1 tRNA gene and 1 rRNA gene are annotated in these 476 nt (G+C 58.8%); both read left to right on the forward strand.

Features of this window, described 5'->3' with window-relative positions:
* Positions 1-108 (forward strand): 5S ribosomal RNA (gene rrf, locus DDE75_RS17125); the annotation flags it as partial.
* Between the two features lie 60 nt (positions 109-168).
* A tRNA-Met gene (locus DDE75_RS17130) sits at positions 169-245 on the forward strand.
* The last annotated feature ends 231 nt before the right edge of the window (positions 246-476 follow it).

A 476-nucleotide genomic window follows, 5' to 3' on the forward strand; every position in this document is an offset into this window, starting at 1 on the left:
GCCCTAGCGCGAGCAAAACACCCGATCCCATCCCGAACTCGGCCGTTAAGTGCCGCTGCGCCGATGGTACTGCGTCTCAAGACGTGGGAGAGTAGGTCACCGCCAGACCTGGAAAGAGACGCATATCCCTCTGAAACGATGTCCAATACCCGATCAGGACAAAATTGGCGCGGGGTAGAGCAGCCCGGTAGCTCGTCAGGCTCATAACCTGAAGGTCGCAGGTTCAAATCCTGCCCCCGCAACCAAAAAATATCACCCAAAATCACAAAACAACGCCCCGCAAAAAAAGCGGGGGCTTCACAACGTCCGGCATCGCAGGAAAACCAACCATGCCTATGAATGGAGATGACCCCCTTTGGTCCCTCGGTCATAACGAGGGTCTGCCGGTTTGAGATTGGTAGTCGGCGGATGGTTTCCGGGCAAGCGCGCCGGGAGCGGCGCCCTGGGGTGAGGCAAGCGTCCGGCGCGCTTCCAGC

This window comes from Paracoccus indicus (assembly GCF_003056335.1).
Lineage (GTDB): Bacteria > Pseudomonadota > Alphaproteobacteria > Rhodobacterales > Rhodobacteraceae > Paracoccus > Paracoccus indicus.